We start from the raw sequence: 13,953 nt of genomic DNA, 5'->3' as shown, positions 1-13,953 counted from the left end.
CCGGTCAGGACTGATAATGTTCGTGGTGCCGAATGACTTCGGCGATCACGAAGGTCAGGAATTTGCGCGCGAATTCCGGGTCAAGATCGGCCTCGCGCGCGAGGCGTTCCAGGCGTTCGATCTGGCTTGCCTCGCGCGAGGGATCGGACGGCGGAAGGTCGTGCCGGGCCTTCAGGCGGCCGACGGACTGGGTGTGCTTGAAGCGTTCGGCCAGCGTATAGACCAGGATGGCGTCAAGCCGGTCGATGCTGGCACGGTGGTCGCGCAGCAGGTCGGCCGCGCGGGTGGTTGCGTCGGTCATGCGGCCTCCGGGCTGTGACGATAGACGAGGCAGGGCTTGTCGAAGACTGGCTGCCGCGCGCCGCGGTCGCGCACCGCGCCAAGCCGTTCGGCCAGCGCGATCGACCGGGCATTGTCCGGGTCGATATAGCTGACGGCCGTGGTCCAGCCCAGGTCGCGGAACGCATGCGCGCGCACCGCACGGGCGGCCTCGGCGACATAGCCGCGGCCTTCGGCGGCCCGCGACCAGACGGTCCAGCCCAGCTCATGCTCGGGCCAGCCGTCGGGGTACCACGGGCCGGTCATGCCCAGGGGCGTGTCGTCGCCCTTGAGGCAGAACACGAACATCCCGAAACCGCGCATCACCCAATGGCCGGTCAGGTGGCCGAAGGCCCGCCAATAGGCGCCAGGCTTGGGTTCGGGCGAACCGCCGCCCACGAATTGCGCGCGATCCGACTGATAGAAGCTGCGCCAATGCGGCCAGTCGCTGCCCAGGGGCGCGCGCAGGGTCAGCCGTTCCGTCTCCAGAACCGGGGTGGGGGACAGCGTGATCATTTCTTGCCGAACAATCCGCCCAAGCCGGCAGGCAGGCCCGCGCGGCCCAACTGGCCGCCCAGGCCCTTGGGATCGGCCAGCATTTTCTGGGCCTCGGCCATCTTGGCGGGGTCCAGGTTCTCCATGTCGGGCAGGCCGCCGCCCTTGCCGGTCATGGCGCGCATGGCCTGCTTCATCAGCCCGCCCTTGCCCATCTTGCCCAGCTTCTTCATCGTGTCGGCCATCTGCTTCTGCATCTTCAGCAGCTTGTTCAGGTCTGACACGTCCAGACCCGCACCGGCAGCAATGCGCTTTTTCCGGCTGGCCTGCAGCAGGTCGGGATTGGCCCGTTCCTTCTTGGTCATCGAATTGATCAGGGCGATCTGGTGGCGGACGACCTTGTCGTCATAGCCCGCGGCCTCGGCCTGCTTGGCCATCTTGGCCATGCCGGGCATCATCCCCATGACCGAGGACATGCCGCCCATCTTCTGCATCTGCTCCAGCTGGCCGCGCAGGTCGTTCATGTTGAAGAGGCCCTTCTGGAACCGCTTCATCATGCGTTCGGCCTGCTCGACCTCCAGCACCTGCTGGGCCTTCTCGACCAGGGCCACGATGTCGCCCATGCCCAGGATGCGGCCCGCGACGCGGCTGGCGTCAAAGGTCTCCAGCGCGTCCATCTTCTCGCCCAGACCCACGAAGCGGATCGGCTTGCCGGTCACGGCGCGCATCGACAGGGCCGCACCGCCACGCCCGTCGCCGTCCATCCGGGTCAGGACCACGCCGGTGACGCCGACCTTGGCGTCGAACTCGGTCGCGACGTTCACGGCGTCCTGGCCGGTCAGGCCGTCGACGACCAGCAGCGTCTCGCGCGGGTTCGCGATGTCGCGGACCTGCTGGACCTGGGTCATCAGCGCCTCGTCGATATGCAGGCGGCCGGCGGTGTCCAGCATCACCACGTCATAACCGCCAAGCGAGGCCTGCGTCTTGGCGCGCTGCGCGATCTGCACGGCGGTCTGGCCCATCACGATGGGCAGCGTGTCGACGCCGATCTGCTGGCCCAGGATGGCCAGCTGCTCCATCGCGGCGGGGCGGTTGGTGTCCAGGGACGCCATCAGCACGCGCTTCTTCTCGCGGTCCTTCAGGCGCAGGGCCAGTTTCGCGGTGGTGGTGGTCTTGCCCGAACCCTGCAGGCCGACCATCAGGATGGCGGCGGGCGGGTTGTCGATGCGCAGCGCCTCGGGGGCGTCGTCGCCCTGCAGGACCTTGATCAGCTCGTCATGGACGATCTTCACGACCTGCTGGCCGGGGCTGACCGATTTCGTGACCGCAGCGCCGGTGGCCTTGGCCGTGACGGCCTTGACGAAGTTGCGCGCCACCGGCAGCGAGACGTCCGCCTCCAGCAGGGCCACGCGCACCTCGCGCATGGCGGCGGTGACGTCCTCCTCGGACAGGGCGCCCTGCTTGGTCAGCCGGTCGAAGACGCCGCCCAGGCGATCGGAAAGGTTCTCGAACATGGCCGGGCCTCCTATGGCTCCAAATCGGTTTAGCCCCCGTGGGCGCAACGCGCTGACGGGGGGCGATCCCCGCATCTGGCGCAGGGACCGGAAGGCTGTGCTTCCGGGAATCCGGGGTCTTGTACAGGGCAGGGGGGGTCCTGTCAACGCAGGCCCGGTCGGATCACGGGGTCGCGACGTTGACCGGCAGAACGAAGCTGGCGCTGCCCCGCGGCATGTCGTCCGCTAAGGGCGGCATCCGGGGCATGTCCATGATTCTGTTGCGCAGGGCATGATCCATCAGCGGGTTGCCCGAGGACTGCGTGGTCCGCACGTCGATGATCATGCCGTCCTGGGCCACGACGATGACGAATTGGGCGGAGTTGGTCGCGCTGACGGTCGCCGCTTGCAGAAGGGCCACATGGCTTTGGCGGGCGGTAGTGTCGCGCAGCAGCTTGGTCCATTCGATCATGTCACGGGGGCGGTGCGTGGCGATTTCGTTGACCGCGGTCTGCGCCACGGCCGGGGTGTAAAAAACCGCCAGCCCTGTCAGCAGGGAGGCGGTCGCAATCGTGAAACGCATGGCGGCAATGTCCCCGAAGGATGCAATGCCGCCATATGAGGATGGGGTGAACCTGAGCAACAGCGCAGCCGGTCAGGCCGCGATCTGCTCCAGCGCCTGTTGCGCGCGTGCCATGCCGGCCTCGCGGTCCATGGCAAGGCCGTCGGCGGCCACGAAGGTCACGTCGGTGATGCCCAAGAACCCCAGCATGTGGCGCAGATAGCCCGACGCGTGGTCAAGGTCCGAACCCATCGGCGTGCCTGCGGCGGTATAGGCCACGAAGGCGCGCTTGCCCGTCAGCAGGCCCTCGGGGCCCTCGGCGGTATAGCGGAAGCTGACACCGGCGCGGGCGATCTGGTCCAGCCAGGTCTTCAGCTGCGACGGCAGGAAGAAGTTGTAGACCGGCAGCCCGATCACCAGCGTGTCGGCGGCCTGAACCTCGGCCAGCAGCGCGTTCGAGGTGTCGATCTGCGCCTGCTGCTGCGGGGTCGGATCGTCGGTGCCCACGCGCACGGCCTTGAACCATGCGGTGTCGATGGCGGGGACGCCCGTGCTGAGATCGCGATAGGTCACCGTCGCGTCGGGATTGGCGGCGGTCAGGCGGGCCAGGATGTCGGCGGTCAGCTGGCGCGAGACCGAGGCGTCGGCGGTGATGGCGCTGTCGAGATGCAGGATGTTCATGGCAAGCTCCCAGAGAGTTGTTTCTGCGTTGCAGCAGATTTAGGTCTATGCACCTGCGAACGTAAGGGGGATAACTGCGCATTCACTGTGCGGGGATGCACATGCAGATCGAATCGTGGGACGATATCCGCGTGGCACTGGCCGTGGCGCGCACCGGAACGGTCAGCGGGGCGGCCGCCGATCTTGGCGTGCACCACGCCACGGTGATCCGCCGCATCGACGCGCTGGAATCGGCCCTGCGCGCCCGGTTGTTCCAACGCCACACCCGCGGCTATGCCCTGACCGAGGCGGGGCGCACCCTGCTGGATGCGGCGGGGGCCGCGGATGAACGCTTTGCCCAGATGGCCGCGCAGATCGCCGGCGCCGGAGAGCGGATCGAGGGAGAGCTGGTCGTGACCTCGCTGCCGGAACTGGTGGATCTGGTCATGCCGCGGCTGATCGCGCTGATGGCGCGCCATCCCGACCTGCGCCTGACCTATGCCACGGACGCGCGCCTGTTCCGGCTGGGCGCCGGAGAGGCGCATGTGGCCATCCGCGGCGGGGCCGAACCGACCGAGCCCGACTATGTCGTGCGTGCGATGGGGCGGATGGGGCATGTGATGTATGCCGCGGCCTCGTACCTGGACCGGCACGGGCCGGTCGACGATCCGCGTGACCACCGTTTTGCCCTGCCGGGACCAGAGGCGCGCGGCGCGCCCTACATGCGCTGGCTGCAGGACCGCATCGGCCCCGAGAACATCCTGGTCACCGCCAACGAGGCCACTGCGCGCGAGGCGGTGATCCGCGCCGGGCTGGCGGTCGGTGCCTTGCCCGACAGCCTGGCGCATGGCCTTCTGCCGGCGCTGAGCCTGCCGGAATGGGATTCCAACCTGTGGCTGGTCACCCATGTCGACCTGCATCGCACCCCGAAGGTCCAGGCCGCGCTGGCGGCGCTGCGCGACGGCTGAGCCCTTTCCCTCGGCCCCGGCTTGGGGCAGCGTGCGCCGCAGGAGGACCCATGACCCATTCCCGCCCATTGCCAGACCGGACCGTCCGATGATCACCGCGCGGATGAGCGCATCCGACTGGGGCCTTCTGCTGCTGCTGTCACTGATCTGGGGCGGGTCGTTCTTTCTGATCGCGCTGATCGTGGGGCATATGCCGGTCCTGTGGGTGGTGGCATTGCGCGTGATGATCGCCGCTGCGGTCCTGTGGGCCATCGTGCTGGCGACCGGGCGGGCACTGCCGCGCGGGGCGGAGCTGTGGGGCGCGTTCCTGGTGATGGGCGTCCTGAACAACGCCATCCCCTTTGGGCTGATCGTCTGGGCGCAGGGGTTCATCCCGGCAGGGCTGGCGTCCATCCTGAACGCGACGACGCCGCTGTTCACGGTGCTGGTCTCGACCTTGGTGCTGGCGGATGAACGCGCGGGACTGATGCGCCTGGCCGGGGTCGCCCTGGGCCTGGGGGGTGTCGCGGTGATGATCGGCGTGGACGAACTGGCCGGTCACGGCCATGGCGTGCTGCCGCAACTGGCGATGCTGGGCGCCGCGATCAGCTATGCCTGGGCCGCGGCCTTTGGACGGCGGTTTCGTGCACAGGGCGTTGACCCGCTGGTCACGGCGGCGGGTATGGTGTCGGGCACCAGCGTCGTGCTGCTGCCGCTGGCATTGGCGCATGACGGGCTGCCGCCGGCGGCTTCTGCCCAGGTCTGGCTGGCGATCAGCCTGCTGGGGCTGGTCTGCACGGGGCTGGCCTATGTGCTGTTCTTTCGCATCCTGGGCCGGGCGGGGGCCACGAACATCTCTCTGGTGACGTTCCTGGTGCCGGTGTCGGCGATCCTGCTTGGCTGGCTGTTCCTGGACGAGGTTCTGGGCCTGCCGCAACTGCTGGGCATGGCGGTCATCGGGCTTGGGCTGGCGATGATCGACGGACGGCTGCTGCGGCGCTAGGACTGCCGGGGCGGCTTTCCATCCGGCGGCGCGGTCGCTAGGTTTCCCGTCGGGACAGGACAAGAGGCTGCTTGTGGCGCATATCATCGTGGTCGGAAACGAAAAGGGCGGCTCGGGCAAGTCGACCACCTCGATGCATGTGGCGACCGCGCTGGCGCGGATGGGGCACCGGGTCGGTGGGCTGGACCTGGACGTCCGCCAGCGCAGCTTTGGCCGCTATCTGGAGAATCGCGCCGCCTTCCTGGTGCGCAAGGGGCTGGACCTGCCCATGCCCGTGCTGGCGCCGCTGGGCGAGGGCGCCGATCCCCTGACGCCCGCCCTGCGGCAGCTGGAGGAGACGTGCGATTTCATCCTGCTGGACTGCCCCGGGTCGCACACCAAGCTGAGCCAGATGGCGCATACGGTCGCCGATACGCTGATCACGCCCCTGAACGACAGTTTCGTCGATTTCGACCTGCTGGCGCGCCTGTCGCCCGACGGTGACGTGCTTGGTCCCTCTATCTATGCCGAGATGGTGTGGGGCGCACGCCAGCTGCGCGCGCAGGCCGGGGCAGGGCCCATCGACTGGCTGGTGCTGAGAAACCGCCTGGGCAGCCAGCAGATGCACAACAAGCGCAAGGTCGGCGGCGCGCTGGCCGACCTGTCCAAGCGGATCGGGTTTCGGGTGGCGCCCGGATTTTCGGAACGCGTGATCTTTCGCGAGCTGTTTCCGAACGGGCTGACCCTGCTGGATCTGAAGGATGTCGGCACCGAGGCCATGAGCATGTCCCAGATCGCCGCGCGGCAGGAGTTGCGCGACCTGATCAACGAACTGCGCCTTCCGGGCGTCACCGTCACGTTCTGACAACGAAAGACGGCGGGCCGATGGCCCGCCGTTTGTTCCGTCCGGTGGCTGGATCAGGCCAGCATGCCCATCGGGTTTTCCAGATGGGCGACGATCGCCTCCAGCAGCTGCGCGCCCATGGCGCCGTCGATCACCCGGTGGTCCACCGACAGCGTCATCGACATGACGTTGCGCACCACGACCTCGCCCTTTTCGACGACCGGGGTCGGGATGCCCGCACCCACGGCCAGGATCGCGCCATGCGGCGGGTTGATGACCGCGTCGAAGTTCTCGATGCCGAACATGCCCAGGTTGCTGATCGCGAAGCTGCCGCCCTGGTATTCATGGGGGGCCAGCTTCTTGGACTTGGCGCGCGCGGCCAGATCCTTCATCTGCGCCGACAGCGCCGACAGGGTCTTCTGATGTGCGTCCTTCAGCACGGGCGTGAACAGCCCGCCCTCGATGGCCACGGCCACGGCGACGTCCGACGGTTTCAGCTTGAGGATGCGATCCCCCGCCCAGACCGCGTTCGCGTCAGGCACCTGCTGCAGCGCCAGGGCGCTGGCCTTGATGATGAAGTCGTTGACCGACAGCTTGACGCCACGGCTCTCCAGCTGCTTGTTCAGCGTGGCCCGGAACTCCATCAGCGCATCCAGCTTGGCCGAGCGGCGCAGATAGAAATGCGGGATGGTCTGCTTGGCTTCGGACAGGCGGGCGGCGATGGTGCGGCGCATGCCGTCCAGCGCGACCTCCTCGGTCTCGCGGTCGGCATACATCTTCAGCACAGCGTCGGTCGACAGACCCTTGGGGGCCTGGGCCGGGGCTGCGGCTGCCGCGGGGGCCGCCTTCGCCTCGGGCTGGGCCGCAGCCGACGCGGAGGGCTTGGCGTCACCTGCCTTGGCGTTCTCGACATCAGCCTTGACGATGCGGCCACGGGGGCCGCTGCCTTGGATCTGCGACAGGTCCAGACCCTTGTCCTTGGCGATGCGCCGCGCCAAGGGCGAGGCGAACACCCGGTTGCCCTTGGGTGCGTCGGCCTTGGCATCGCCGGCGACCGGCGCGCCGATCGGGCCGCCATAGCCCTTCTCAGCCGGTTCGGGCTCGGCATCCGCCTTGGGCTTGGGCTCTTCCTTGGCCTTGGGCGCGCTGATGTCGCCCGCCTCCTCGCCGTCCTCCAGCAAGACCGCGATGGCGGTGTTGACCTTGACCGCCGAGGTGCCCTCGGCGATCAGGATCTTGCCGATGCGGCCTTCGTCGACGGCCTCGAACTCCATCGTGGCCTTGTCGGTCTCGATCTCGGCGATGACGTCGCCGGACTTGACCTCGTCGCCTTCCTTGACCAGCCACTTGGCCAGCGTGCCCTCCTCCATCGTCGGGGAGAGGGCGGGCATCAGGATTTCCGTGGGCATCGCGCAGCTCCCTTACTTGTAGGTGACTTTTTTCACGGCTTCGACGATCTCGGCGGGCGTGATCAGCGCGTGCTTTTCCAGGTTGGCGGCATAGGGCATCGGCACGTCCTTGCCGGTGCAGTTGATGACGGGCGCGTCCAGATAGTCGAACGCGTTCTCCATCAGATAGGCCGAGATGTGGTTGCCGATGGCGCCCACGGGGAAGCCCTCCTCGACGGTCACGCAGCGGTTGGTCCGCTTGACCGATTCCAGGATCGCGTCATAGTCCAGCGGCCGCAGGGTGCGCAGGTCGATCACGTCGGCCTCGATGCCCTCCTCGGCCAGCTTGGCCGCGGCCTCCAGCGCATGCGCCACACCGATGCCGAAGCTGACCAGCGTCACGTCGTCGCCCGACCGGACCGTGTTGGCCTTGCCGAAGGGAATGGTGAAGTCCTCAAGGTCCGGCACCTCGAAGCTGCGGCCATACAGGATCTCGTTCTCCAGGAAGATGACCGGGTTGTTGTCGCGGATCGCCTGCTTCATCAGGCCCTTCGCGTCGGCGGCCGAATAGGGCATCACGACCTTGAGGCCCGGAATGGCCGCGTACCATGCGGCATAGTCCTGGCTGTGCTGCGCGCCCACGCGGGCGGCGGCGCCGTTCGGGCCGCGGAACACGATCGGACAGCCCATCTGGCCCCCCGACATGTACAGCGTCTTTGCGGCCGAGTTGATGATGTGGTCGATCGCCTGCATGGCAAAGTTGAAGGTCATGAACTCGACGATCGGGCGCAGGCCGGCCAGGGCCGCCCCCGTGCCGATGCCGGCAAAGCCGATCTCGGAGATGGGCGTATCCACGACGCGGCGGGGGCCGAACCGCTCCAGCAGGCCTTGGCTGATCTTGTAGGCGCCCTGGTATTCGCCCACTTCCTCGCCCATCAGGAAGACGGTCTCGTCGCGGTCCATCTCTTCGGCCATGGCCTCGCGCAGGGCTTCCCGCACGGTCATGGTCTTCATCTTGGTGCCCTCGGGCCAGTCGGGGCTGCGCGGCTTGGGCTGCGGGGTCACGACCTCCTCGATGGCGGATTCGCCGGGCTGGGCGCCGTCATCCTTCTTGGGGGCTTCGGCCGGCTTGGCCTCGGCTTTGGGGGCAGGGGCCGCGTCGGCGTCCTCTCCCTCCTCGACCAGCACCGCGATGGGGGTGTTCACGGCGACGCCCTGGGTGCCCTCGGCCACCAGCAGCTTGCCCATGATCCCCTCGTCGACGGCCTCGAACTCCATCGTGGCCTTGTCGGTCTCGATCTCGGCGATGACGTCGCCGGATTTCACCGCGTCGCCCTCTTTCTTCAGCCATTTCGCCAGCGTGCCTTCCTCCATCGTGGGGGACAGGGCGGGCATCAGGATTTCAATTGCCATGTGACGGTCCCCCTCAGGCGTTCTCTTCGGCGCTGCCCTGGGGCAGTTCGTCGGCATAGATGTCGGTCCACAGCTCGGCCAGGTGGGGCTCGGGGCTGTCCTTGGCGAATTCCGCGGAATCGTTGACGATGTCCTTGATTTCCTTGTCCAGCGCCTTGAGGTCCTCCTCGGTCGCGTGCTTGCCGGTCAGCAGCATCTCACGGATGTTCTCGATCGGGTCACGCTCGTCGCGCATCTTCTGGACCTCCTCGCGGGTCCGGTACTTGGCCGGGTCCGACATCGAGTGCCCGCGATAGCGATAGGTCATGACCTCCAGGATGTAGGGGCCCTTGCCGGCGCGGCAATGCGCCACGGCCTTTTCGCCCGCCGCCTTGACCGCCAGCACGTCCATGCCGTCGACCTGTTCGCCGGGGATGCCGAAGGCCTCTCCGCGACCGAAGAAGGTCGTCGATTTCGTCGAGCGCTTGACCGACATGCCCATGGCATACTGGTTGTTCTCGATCACGAAGACGACCGGCAGGTCCCACAGCTCGGCCATGTTGTAGGTCTCGTAGACCTGGCCCTGGTTCGCCGCACCATCGCCGAAATAGGTGAAGGTGACGTTGTCGTTGCCCAGATACTTGTCCGCAAAGGCCAGGCCCGCGCCAAGTGGCACCTGCGCCGCGACGATGCCGTGGCCGCCATAGAAGTGCTTTTCGCGGCTGAACATGTGCATGCTGCCGCCCTTGCCCTTGGAATAGCCGTCCTGACGCCCGGTCAGCTCGGCCATGACGCCGCGCGCCTCCATCCCGCAGGCCAGCATGTGACCGTGGTCACGATAGCTGGTGATGCGCTTGTCGCCGTCCTTGGCGCAGGCCTCCAGACCCACCACGACGGCCTCCTGGCCGATATACAGGTGGCAGAACCCGCCGATCAGGCCCATGCCGTACAGCTGGCCGGCCTTCTCCTCGAATCGGCGGATCAGCAGCATGTCGCGATAGTATTTCAGCAACTCTTCCTTCGACGTGTTCGAAGGAGCCTCCTGCTGGGGGCTTGGTTTTCTGGCCATGCGGCGTGTCCTCCTGGAAGCGTGGCGGATAGTTCAGCGTTAAACTATCCGTAGCGCATCACCGACAGCCGTGCAATCCCGGCCCTAGCGCAGGAGAATCTCGTCCGCGCGCAGCAGGCCCAGCACCTCGCGGGCGCGTTCGTCCAAGAGGTCCAGGTCCAGATAATCGTCCGACAGGCGGCGGGTCAGGTTCTGCATGCGGGTCACATCGGCCTGCAGCAGGTCGCGGGCCTCGCGCAGATCCTCGGTCTCGGCCTGGATCTGGATCCGGCGCAGGATGCCCGACGGGCCCTGCACCGCGGCATAGGCGAAATACAGACCGACCAGGACGGTCAGAACCAGGAACACGGTGGCGCCGATGGACAGACGTTGAGGCATGGCAGGGAATCCTTGTGGCCGGGCCGATCATGGCACAGCGCAATCGGCGGGGGAATCCCCGTCAGGCGCGCTCGCGGAACGTCGCCTCGATCTGGCGGGCGTGCTCGGCCAGACCCCAGGGGGCGTTGAGCACGAACATGCCCGATCCGATCATCGAATGGCCTGGACGGGCAGGGGGAAACGACACCTCGGACAGCAGGGCATCGGGGAAATCGCTGACCAGCTGTGCGGTCATGCCCATGTGGCGGTGATCGGTCAGGATCGGATACCACAGCGCGATGACGCCCACGTTCCACTTGCGCGCGATCAGGCCGATCTGGCGCGGGATCGCGGCATAGTCTGCCTTGACCTCATAGCTGGGGTCGATCAGCAGCAGGCCCCGGCGCGGATCGGGCGGGCAGACCGCCTGCGCCATCGCGAACCCGTCCTGTTGGTGCAGGGTGGCAAAGCCCGCCACGCGGCGCAGGGCCTGAAATTCCGCGGGGTGCAGTTCGGCCAGATGGGCCTTGTCCTCGTGTCGCAGGAAATGCCCCGCGATCAGCGGTGAACCTGGATAGGCCTGCCCGCCCCGCAGGTCGCGCACGGCCCGCAGCGCCTGCATCAGCGGGTGATCCTGCGGCAGCCAGTGTTCGACCGTGGCGCGGGCAATGCCCTGCGCGGCCTCCTGCGTCTTCTGCGCCTCGGCGCCGGTCAGGTCATAAAGGCCACGACCCGCATGGGTTTCCAGATAGGAAAGCGGCTTGTCCTTGCGGGTCAGGTAGTCCAGCGCGACCGCCAGCAACGCGTGCTTGTGCAGGTCGGCCAGGTTCCCGGCATGATAGGCATGTTGATAGCTGAGCATCCACCAGCCTTAGCGTGGGCGCACGGCGGGGAAAAGGCGTCAATCGGCGCGGCGCAGTTCTGACCGGCCCTTCAGCACCTGGTCACCGTCTTCCTGTTCGATCAGGTAGGCGGGATCGTCCTTGGACGCCTTTCGGCTGATCTTGCTGCCCTTGATCGTCCGTTCGACGTCATCGGTGAAGATGTCGGTGATCTTTCCGGTCGCCTTGTGGCCCGACCAGTCCCATTCCACCTTGGTGCCCTTGCGCAGAATCATGCGGCCTCCGACTGCGTGTCGGGGGCAATGCGTCATGGGGGCGATGGGTTCCGGAGGAAGGGCGCGGCGACCTCCAGGGAGGAGGAGGGAGGTCGCCGCTGAACGCTGGCCCAGGGAGGAGGAGGGGCCGCGTATGGGTCGCGGTTCCGGCCAGGGAGGAGGAGAGGCCATCACCGCTTACGACAGGGCAGGGAGGAGGAGAGCCCGTCGTATCCGTGTGCCGCAATCGAGGCGGCTATGAAGGCGCGGCGACCTCCAGGGAGGAGGAGGGAGGTCGCCGCTGAACGCTGGCCCAGGGAGGAGGAGGGGCCGCGTATGGGGTGCGGTAGGGCCAGGGAGGAGGAGAGGCCGTACCGCGAACGCCGGGTCCGGGAGGGAGGAGGAGAGGACCGGGCGTATCAGCGTGCCGCGAATGGGGCGGCTATGAAACTTTTTGCGGCGACCCCTGGGAGGGAGGAGTGGGGCCGCCGCCTGGCACGTGAACCCGGGGAGGAGGATCGGGTTCCAGTGCGTCTTTTGGGCGGCACCCTCCAGGGAGGAGAGGAGGATGCCGCCGGTCCCGGACCCAGGGAGGAGGAGAGGGCCGGGAATGCGAATTCTTGGTGTCCCAGGATTACTGGGCCGAACCCCATGCCGCTTCGTGCGCCAGGCGGGTGATCATCGAGCGGCTGATGCCCAGATCGTCCAGATCGCGGGTGGTCAGGGCATTCAGTTCGCGCACGGTCTGGCGGTAAACGGCGCGGCGGGCGCGGTTTTCCTGCATCCGCTGGATCGCGCTCAGCAGGCGGCCACGCAGGCCGGCGTCGGCGGTGGCGTTGTGTGCTTGGGCGATAACAGCCATGGTCGTATCCTTTCGGTTCATCTCGTCTGCGCCGTTCCCGGATTGGCCCGGCGTTTCGTTGAGTTGAAGATGGCCCCATCGACGGCGTTTCACAACGGATGGTTTCGTAATGCTGCCATGCAGCAATTGCATAGCCAAGGCTGACCTATTGCCTTCTTTAACGATGAATTAACGACATAAAATTGACACGATACATCTGTTAGCGATCACGCCGCGGGCGCAAAAATCACCTGTTTGAAAGCGGTTAGCGCCGTGCGGTACGGATTGTCGCAGGGGGTGTTGAGGGTCCCGTCTCTATGCTTCATGCTGCCGGGCGAACAAAGACACAGGTCCCTCACATGCCCGTCACACGCGAAACGATCCTTACGGCAATCTCGGATATTGCCCTTCCGCAGGGAGGGACGCTGGGTCAGGCCGACCTGATCCGCGCGCTGACCATCGACCAGGATACGGTGCGATTCGTGCTGGAGGTCGAGAATGCGGCCACCGCGCAGGCCATGGCCCCGGTCGAGGCCGAGGCCCGTGCCCGGCTGGAACGTATCCCCGGTGTGGCCAAGGTCCAGATCGTCATGACCGCCCCCGCCAAGCCCGCGCCGCCCAAGGCCGTATCCGGGCAGGGCGCCGCCCCGTCCCTGAAGATCGGCGGGCATCCCACGCCCCAGGCCGGTCCGCAGGCGATTCCCGGCGTGCGCCACATCATCGCCGTCGGATCCGGCAAGGGCGGTGTCGGGAAATCCACCGTCACCTCGAACCTTGCCGTCGCCCTGGCGCGCGCGGGGCGCAAGGTCGGCCTGCTGGATGCCGACATTTATGGCCCCTCGCAGCCGCGCATGATGGGCGTCTCGGGCCGGCCTGCCAGCCCGGATGGACAGCGGATCGATCCGATGCATGCGCATGGCGTCACCGTCATGTCGATCGGACTGATGCTGAAGGAGGGCGAGGCACTGGTCTGGCGCGGCCCGATGCTGATGGGCGCGCTGCAGCAGCTGTTGCAGCAGGTGAACTGGGGCGAACTGGACGTCCTGCTGATCGACCTGCCGCCCGGCACGGGCGACGTGCAGCTGTCGCTGTGCCAGAAGGCCCCCGTCACGGGTGCGATCATCGTGTCCACGCCGCAGGACGTGGCGCTGCTGGACGCGCGTCGTGCGATCGACATGTTCGGCAAGCTGAAGACACCGGTCCTGGGCCTGGTCGAGAACATGTCGACCTATATCTGTCCCAAATGCGGGCACGAGGCGCATCTGTTCGGCCATGGCGGCGTCGCGGCCGAGGCCGAGGCGCTGAACTTGCCGTTCCTGGGCGCCCTGCCGCTGGAGCTGGAGGTCCGGCTGGCCGGCGATTCGGGACGACCGGTGGCCCTGGGCGATGGTGCCGTGTCCGAGGCCTATGCCCGCCTGGCCGACCGTCTGGTGCAGGGCGGCATCGCCTGATCGGCGCGAAATCCGGGCTTGCTTTGGGAATGCACGGGACGGTTGGGAAATTGCGGGA

The 13,953-nt window shown here is 67.1% G+C and carries 16 protein-coding genes; 4 read left to right on the top strand and 12 right to left on the bottom strand.

The window, feature by feature from the left end:
- Window positions 1–4: 4 nt before the first annotated feature.
- The 5 genes from FHD67_RS11375 to FHD67_RS11355 all read right to left on the bottom strand — a co-directional run bounded on the left by FHD67_RS11375 (window position 5) and on the right by FHD67_RS11355 (window position 3,549).
- A complete protein-coding gene (locus tag FHD67_RS11375) occupies window positions 5–301 on the bottom strand; it encodes a chorismate mutase (RefSeq protein WP_042249024.1) in 297 nt (98 codons plus the stop codon).
- The gene (locus tag FHD67_RS11370; protein ID WP_139598766.1) at window positions 298–834 is read right to left on the bottom strand and encodes a GNAT family N-acetyltransferase; all 537 of its coding nucleotides are present in this window, start codon (window positions 832–834) and stop codon (window positions 298–300) included. Before FHD67_RS11370 ends, FHD67_RS11375 begins: the two co-directional genes overlap by 4 nt.
- Window positions 831–2,327, bottom strand: a complete 1,497-nt coding sequence (ffh, locus tag FHD67_RS11365) for a signal recognition particle protein (protein WP_045982871.1) — start codon at window positions 2,325–2,327, stop codon at window positions 831–833. Before ffh ends, FHD67_RS11370 begins: the two co-directional genes overlap by 4 nt.
- Before the next feature lie 163 nt (window positions 2,328–2,490).
- Window positions 2,491–2,889 (bottom strand): TonB C-terminal domain-containing protein, encoded by a 399-nt coding sequence (locus FHD67_RS11360; RefSeq protein WP_139598765.1) that lies wholly within the window; start codon window positions 2,887–2,889, stop codon window positions 2,491–2,493.
- Window positions 2,890–2,961: 72 nt separating this feature from the next.
- Window positions 2,962–3,549 carry an FMN-dependent NADH-azoreductase gene (locus FHD67_RS11355; protein ID WP_046001400.1) on the bottom strand — a complete coding sequence of 196 codons (588 nt, stop codon included), beginning with the start codon at window positions 3,547–3,549 and terminating at the stop codon, window positions 2,962–2,964.
- Window positions 3,550–3,650: 101 nt separating this feature from the next.
- On the opposite strand from FHD67_RS11355, the gene FHD67_RS11350 reads away from it, so the two are divergent.
- The 3 genes from FHD67_RS11350 (at window position 3,651) to FHD67_RS11340 (ending at window position 6,322) form a co-directional block, all read left to right on the top strand.
- Window positions 3,651–4,496, top strand: coding sequence for a LysR family transcriptional regulator (locus FHD67_RS11350; RefSeq protein ID WP_046001477.1), 846 nt, complete (start codon window positions 3,651–3,653; stop codon window positions 4,494–4,496).
- 88 nt (window positions 4,497–4,584) lie between these two features.
- A complete protein-coding gene (locus FHD67_RS11345) occupies window positions 4,585–5,478 on the top strand; it encodes a DMT family transporter (protein WP_139598764.1) in 894 nt (297 codons plus the stop codon).
- Between the two features lie 73 nt (window positions 5,479–5,551).
- Complete coding sequence (locus tag FHD67_RS11340) at window positions 5,552–6,322, top strand: division plane positioning ATPase MipZ (protein ID WP_045982875.1); 771 nt, start codon at window positions 5,552–5,554, stop codon at window positions 6,320–6,322.
- Window positions 6,323–6,375: 53 nt separating this feature from the next.
- Here the strand turns inward: FHD67_RS11340 and FHD67_RS11335 are convergent, their stop codons facing one another.
- The 7 genes from FHD67_RS11335 to FHD67_RS11305 form a co-directional block, all read right to left on the bottom strand.
- Window positions 6,376–7,710 (bottom strand): pyruvate dehydrogenase complex dihydrolipoamide acetyltransferase, encoded by a 1,335-nt coding sequence (locus tag FHD67_RS11335; protein WP_046001403.1) that lies wholly within the window; start codon window positions 7,708–7,710, stop codon window positions 6,376–6,378.
- A 12-nt stretch (window positions 7,711–7,722) separates the two neighbouring features.
- A complete protein-coding gene (locus FHD67_RS11330; RefSeq protein WP_046001404.1) occupies window positions 7,723–9,102 on the bottom strand; it encodes a pyruvate dehydrogenase complex E1 component subunit beta in 1,380 nt (459 codons plus the stop codon).
- Window positions 9,103–9,115: 13 nt separating this feature from the next.
- The gene (gene pdhA / locus FHD67_RS11325) at window positions 9,116–10,150 is read right to left on the bottom strand and encodes a pyruvate dehydrogenase (acetyl-transferring) E1 component subunit alpha (protein WP_139598763.1); all 1,035 of its coding nucleotides are present in this window, start codon (window positions 10,148–10,150) and stop codon (window positions 9,116–9,118) included.
- A gap of 84 nt (window positions 10,151–10,234) precedes the next feature.
- Complete coding sequence (locus FHD67_RS11320; RefSeq protein WP_045982879.1) at window positions 10,235–10,528, bottom strand: FtsB family cell division protein; 294 nt, start codon at window positions 10,526–10,528, stop codon at window positions 10,235–10,237.
- 61 nt (window positions 10,529–10,589) lie between these two features.
- Window positions 10,590–11,369 carry a 23S rRNA (adenine(2030)-N(6))-methyltransferase RlmJ gene (gene rlmJ, locus FHD67_RS11315; protein ID WP_139598762.1) on the bottom strand — a complete coding sequence of 260 codons (780 nt, stop codon included), beginning with the start codon at window positions 11,367–11,369 and terminating at the stop codon, window positions 10,590–10,592.
- A 39-nt stretch (window positions 11,370–11,408) separates the two neighbouring features.
- Window positions 11,409–11,624 carry a hypervirulence associated TUDOR domain-containing protein gene (locus FHD67_RS11310; RefSeq protein WP_127899078.1) on the bottom strand — a complete coding sequence of 72 codons (216 nt, stop codon included), beginning with the start codon at window positions 11,622–11,624 and terminating at the stop codon, window positions 11,409–11,411.
- 613 nt (window positions 11,625–12,237) lie between these two features.
- Entirely contained in the window at window positions 12,238–12,465 is a 228-nt protein-coding gene (locus FHD67_RS11305) for a DUF1127 domain-containing protein (RefSeq protein WP_045982882.1), read from the bottom strand.
- A 338-nt stretch (window positions 12,466–12,803) separates the two neighbouring features.
- Between FHD67_RS11305 and FHD67_RS11300 the strand changes: the two genes are divergently transcribed.
- Window positions 12,804–13,895 carry an Mrp/NBP35 family ATP-binding protein gene (locus FHD67_RS11300; protein ID WP_139598761.1) on the top strand — a complete coding sequence of 364 codons (1,092 nt, stop codon included), beginning with the start codon at window positions 12,804–12,806 and terminating at the stop codon, window positions 13,893–13,895.
- Window positions 13,896–13,953 lie beyond the last annotated feature (58 nt).

This window comes from Paracoccus haeundaensis (genome assembly GCF_006239215.1).
Taxonomy (GTDB): domain Bacteria; phylum Pseudomonadota; class Alphaproteobacteria; order Rhodobacterales; family Rhodobacteraceae; genus Paracoccus; species Paracoccus marcusii.
Note: the sequence above shows the minus strand (reverse complement) of the source record. Positions and strands in the feature narration are given on the sequence as shown.

Coding starts and splice junctions, on each gene's coding strand:
- FHD67_RS11375 (WP_042249024.1), bottom strand. CDS start 301: ATGACCGACGCAACCACCCGCGCGGCCGACCTGCTGCGCGACCACCGT.
- FHD67_RS11370 (WP_139598766.1), bottom strand. CDS start 834: ATGATCACGCTGTCCCCCACCCCGGTTCTGGAGACGGAACGGCTGACC.
- ffh (WP_045982871.1), bottom strand. CDS start 2,327: ATGTTCGAGAACCTTTCCGATCGCCTGGGCGGCGTCTTCGACCGGCTG.
- FHD67_RS11360 (WP_139598765.1), bottom strand. CDS start 2,889: ATGCGTTTCACGATTGCGACCGCCTCCCTGCTGACAGGGCTGGCGGTT.
- FHD67_RS11355 (WP_046001400.1), bottom strand. CDS start 3,549: ATGAACATCCTGCATCTCGACAGCGCCATCACCGCCGACGCCTCGGTC.
- FHD67_RS11350 (WP_046001477.1), top strand. CDS start 3,651: ATGCAGATCGAATCGTGGGACGATATCCGCGTGGCACTGGCCGTGGCG.
- FHD67_RS11345 (WP_139598764.1), top strand. CDS start 4,585: ATGATCACCGCGCGGATGAGCGCATCCGACTGGGGCCTTCTGCTGCTG.
- FHD67_RS11335 (WP_046001403.1), bottom strand. CDS start 7,710: ATGCCCACGGAAATCCTGATGCCCGCCCTCTCCCCGACGATGGAGGAG.
- FHD67_RS11330 (WP_046001404.1), bottom strand. CDS start 9,102: ATGGCAATTGAAATCCTGATGCCCGCCCTGTCCCCCACGATGGAGGAA.
- pdhA (WP_139598763.1), bottom strand. CDS start 10,150: ATGGCCAGAAAACCAAGCCCCCAGCAGGAGGCTCCTTCGAACACGTCG.
- FHD67_RS11320 (WP_045982879.1), bottom strand. CDS start 10,528: ATGCCTCAACGTCTGTCCATCGGCGCCACCGTGTTCCTGGTTCTGACC.
- rlmJ (WP_139598762.1), bottom strand. CDS start 11,369: ATGCTCAGCTATCAACATGCCTATCATGCCGGGAACCTGGCCGACCTG.
- FHD67_RS11310 (WP_127899078.1), bottom strand. CDS start 11,624: ATGATTCTGCGCAAGGGCACCAAGGTGGAATGGGACTGGTCGGGCCAC.
- FHD67_RS11305 (WP_045982882.1), bottom strand. CDS start 12,465: ATGGCTGTTATCGCCCAAGCACACAACGCCACCGCCGACGCCGGCCTG.
- FHD67_RS11300 (WP_139598761.1), top strand. CDS start 12,804: ATGCCCGTCACACGCGAAACGATCCTTACGGCAATCTCGGATATTGCC.